Source organism: Coprobacter sp. (genome assembly GCF_982436375.1).
This window is the reverse complement of sequence record NZ_CEWDCG010000251.1, coordinates 1-3,625: the sequence shown is the minus strand read 5'-3', so window position 1 is coordinate 3,625 and position 3,625 is coordinate 1. Positions and strand designations below refer to the sequence as shown.

Sequence of the window (3,625 nt, the reverse complement as noted above, 5' to 3'; positions counted from 1 at the left end):
GTTATAAACATGAATTGTTGATAACATTGTTAATAGTCCGATGTAATTGGTAAGTTATAAACTATTCGTTGATAATCGGTTTGAATAATTAAGTTTTCTTTTATTGAGGGATTGAATCTACTTGAAATAAAAGTATTATTGTAACTCTTAGAGCCTGTCGTAAATTTTGCTCGGGTCAGTTTTGAGAGTTTCTTTCGAGGATGTTTTTCTGTTTTTAGGAGGATAATAGCGGGCTATCTGACGAGTGAAAACGGGAAAAAAGACCGGAAGAAAGCGCAAAAATGACCTGATAATATTTTTCTGTTGGAAAATTTAGACAAGCTCTTACATCGGATCGATATCGTAATATACGGTAACAGATTTGAACCGTTCGTCTTTTAACATATCGTCTTGAGCCTGATATAAGAGTTCTCTCACTTTTGCCATAGATGCATTATTTTCTACTTTTAGAACGATTTTGCGAATATATAGAGATTGTATCCGGGCAACGGGAGGAAGATCCGGACCTAATATGCGATGAGCGAAAACTTGTCGTAAACGTGTTGCATAAGAACATGCAACCGAATTGAGAATTGTTTCATCCCTATGTTTCAGATAAATATATATCAACCGAAAGAAAGGGGGATAGGAGAATTGCTGACGCTCTTTCAATTGCGTACGAAACATTCCTGCGTAGTCGTGGTTGATAACTTGTTGTATGAGCGGATGTTCGGGCTGTGCCGTTTGCAGAATTACAGTACCCTGACGCTTCTTTCGTCCGGCGCGTCCTGCAACTTGAGCCATAAGCTGAAATGCCCGTTCGTGAGCTCTGAAATCAGGGAAATTCATCATTGTATCGGCACTTAAAATACCGACTACGCTTACATTATCGAAGTCCAGTCCTTTGGTGATCATTTGAGTCCCGACCAGAATTTGAGTTTTGTGCTGTTCGAAGTCTTCGATCAGTTGTTCATAAGCCTTCCGTGTACGAGTGGTGTCCAGATCCATACGGGCGATTTGGTAATCCGGAAAATATTGGGCTATATCTTCTTCGATGCGCTCTGTCCCGAATCCTCGAATATCGATTTCGGTATGTCCGCAGGCCGGGCATTGTCTGGGAACTTCGCATGTATATCCGCAATAATGACAAGTAAGCTGATGATATCGTTTATGATAGGTTAACGTTACGTCGCAATATTTGCATTTGGGAACCCATGCGCAAAGTTTGCATTCTATTACCGGGGCGAAACCTCTACGGTTTTGAAATAAAATGACTTGTTCTCCTCTTTTTAGGGCCTGATTGGCTTCATCGAGAAGCAGAGGAGATATATTGCCGGTCATCTGTTTTTTACGACGAAGTTCTTGAGTGTTGGCTACTAATATTCGGGGCAATTGTATATCTTCGAATCGGGAGGTAAGTTCTACGAATCCATATTTCCCTTGTTGTGCATTATAATAGCTTTCTAAAGCCGGAGTTGCACTTCCTAATAATGTTTTTGCGCCGTGCATCGATGCCAATACGATGGCTGCGTTACGGGCATGATAGCGTGGTGCAGGATCTTGTTGTTTATACGTATTTTCGTGTTCTTCATCTACAATAACCAGTCCTAAGTCTCTGAAAGGTAAAAATATCGAGGAGCGCACTCCGAGAATGACTCGTATTCCTTTGTCCTTTAGGAGATTGTTCCATATCTCTACGCGTTCGTTATCCGTAAATTTGGAATGGTAAATAGCAAGACTGTCTCCGAAAACCCGTTGTAGTCGGGTTGTAAGTTGTGTGGTCAAAGCTATTTCAGGAACGAGATAAAGCACCTGTCTCCCTTTTTGAATGACTTCTTGAATCAGGTGGATATATATCTCTGTCTTACCGCTGGAAGTTACACCGTGCAGCAAAGTAACCTCTTTATCCTTGAAAGAATGAAATATTTGGTCAAGAGCTTTTTGCTGCACTGTATTGAGAGCATGAGCAGGTTCGGCAGACCGTCCGGAAGTGTCTAATCGGCTTATCTCCCGTTTATAAGAGATCAGTATTCCTTTGTCGATCAGCCCTGAAAGGACAGATGAGGATACATCGGCTCTTTCGAGCAGAGTGTTTCGGGATACCTCTTTAAATTGCCCTCTTTGCATGAATGATGACAATTCGAGATAGGCCATCAATAATTTGAGCTGTTTCTTGGCAGGAGCTAATTGTTCGAAAATGGGCCGTAATTTCTCTTGTTCTTCCGGTCCGAAAGCCAGTTTTATATATGTCTCGGTTTTAGGACGATATTTCCGTTTTATCTGTTCTGTAATGAATAAGGCCTCTTTGTCGAGCAGAGTACGGATAACGGGTAAAATATTGCGTAACCCGCTCTCTTTTTCCAGATCTTGTACTGAGATTTTGGGATACTTGCTTAGTGTGTCTAATAATATCGACTCTCTTTCTGTCAGTCGGTTGTCCGGATTTTCTTCATAATCAGGGTTAGGAGAAACCAAGGTTTCGCTTTCTAATTTTAACCCCGACGGTAATGCCGCTTTATACACATCGCCGACAGAACAGAAATAATATCCGGCAATCCATTCCCAAAATTTGAGTTGAGGACGCCGTAAAATAGGTTCATTGTCTAATAAAGAGATGATCTCTTTTGTCTCATAATCAGCAGGTGCATGATTGTGAGTAAAAATGACAATAGCCGTATAATATTTTTTTCGTCCGAAGGGGACGATAACCCGGCTTCCGGTAGATAAATTTTCTTTTAATTCCGCAGGAATACGGTATGTATAATATTTATGTAACGGAAGAGGTAATATGACATCGGCAAATTGGGACACGACTGATACGGATTTAGAATTGTCAGACAAAAATAGTAAAATGCCCCGGATTTATAGTGCTCATCTCATTTATAATTTGCAAATTGAGAAACGTCAGTTTAAAACTTTGCTAAACTATTTTGTTGGAAAATTTAGATACTTTATAGATGTCTGTTATCTTTTAAAATGCGGGTTATGACGTTACACGAAATATGTTGTTTCATTTGATATTACGGAATAGAAATATTTTTATTATCACAAGAATTTCCCGATACTATTTTAGAATATACTGTTGGGGGGAAGGGGCGTCCTTCTGCTTGTTCGAATTCTAAAATATGCTCCCCTGCGGATAAAGTAATGGTCCGAGTCTCGTTTGGAGAGATGTTTGATATTAGAGAGCCTCTTTCAGTGCAAATTTTATACGTATATTGTTCGTTATTTTTTACAGATACGTAAAATACTTTCTTCTTTTCGCATTCGGGGAAGTCCGGATCTTTTATGTTGATAATGTATTTTTCGCCTTGATTTCCAGGAACTTTTTCACCGTATGAATAAGTGTAAGGATAGTTTTTATAAGATATTTGAAATGATTTGTTCTTTGTAGAGATTTTTATGTTATTTGCTGTTTTGTTGGGATTTAAAGATATTATAACTCTGCCATCACATTCAACATAGCAAGTGTAAGGTGTATAGTTATTTACAATAAGATAATATATGTCTTTTTCTTTAGAATTTTCTTCCTCGTATTGATAATTTATATCAAGCTCATGATCATCTTTTTGGTCGCATGATAAAATTAGAAAAAAGCAGATTATGTATAGTAATTTGTTCATATTATTATTTGTTTGATGAATAA

Annotated in this window: 2 protein-coding genes; both read right to left on the bottom strand. The window is 38.5% G+C overall.

What is annotated here, in order from left to right:
* Positions 1-324: 324 nt before the first annotated feature.
* Positions 325-2,790 carry a replication restart helicase PriA gene (gene priA, locus AC1WHX_RS11180; protein ID WP_278585190.1) on the bottom strand — a complete coding sequence of 822 codons (2,466 nt, stop codon included), beginning with the start codon at positions 2,788-2,790 and terminating at the stop codon, positions 325-327.
* A 209-nt stretch (positions 2,791-2,999) separates the two neighbouring features.
* A partial coding sequence (locus AC1WHX_RS11175; protein ID WP_481229369.1) for a hypothetical protein occupies positions 3,000-3,625 on the bottom strand: 626 nt, incomplete at its 5' end.